The following is a 499-nucleotide window of genomic DNA, read 5'->3' on the forward strand; positions in this document are numbered from 1 at the left end:
TGGGCGTATTTATCTAATGCTTCTTGCGTCATGGCGAGAAGCAGGTCCGGTTTGACTACTTTCGGATAATGAATGGCCTCTTCTGAAATAAGCACTTCTGATTTACTTGAGCCGCCTCTTGCTTCGGGTCCGTAGGACTGGGACTGGACGGCATTTTTCTTATCTAATATGGCGGCTTCGGCTAGGATGATGCCTGCCAGGATGAGTCCCTGACCGCCGGATCCGGATAATCTCATTTCTAATCGTTTCATTTTGCTCCCCCCTGGGCCTGTTCAATCAGTTTGTCGTATTCTTTGGTATATTCAGGAGCTTCACTTTCATAAAGCACGCCAATGGCAAACTTCTCGGCCTGTTCTTCGGCGGTAAGTTTTTCATAAGCTGCTTTGGCTACGGCGTGATCTCTCTGCCATTTCATCATGTTGGCTCCTGAACCGCTTTTGTTTTGACGACCGAACCCGATGGGGCAAGCGGTGATGGCTTCGACAAGGGCGAATCCGTC

The 499-nt window shown here is 49.5% G+C and carries 1 protein-coding gene and 1 pseudogene; both read right to left on the bottom strand.

Features of this window, described 5'->3' with window-relative positions:
* The coding region (locus tag Ga0466249_RS25950; protein ID WP_215832389.1) for a 2-oxoacid:acceptor oxidoreductase family protein at positions 1-251 on the bottom strand (251 nt) is incomplete at its 3' end.
* Positions 248-499 (bottom strand): annotated as a pseudogene (locus tag Ga0466249_RS25955) (2-oxoglutarate ferredoxin oxidoreductase subunit beta); the annotation flags it as partial. The gene Ga0466249_RS25950 and the pseudogene Ga0466249_RS25955, both read right to left, overlap by 4 nt.

The organism is Pelorhabdus rhamnosifermentans (assembly GCF_018835585.1).
Classification (GTDB): Bacteria; Bacillota; Negativicutes; order UMGS1260; family UMGS1260; genus Pelorhabdus; species Pelorhabdus rhamnosifermentans.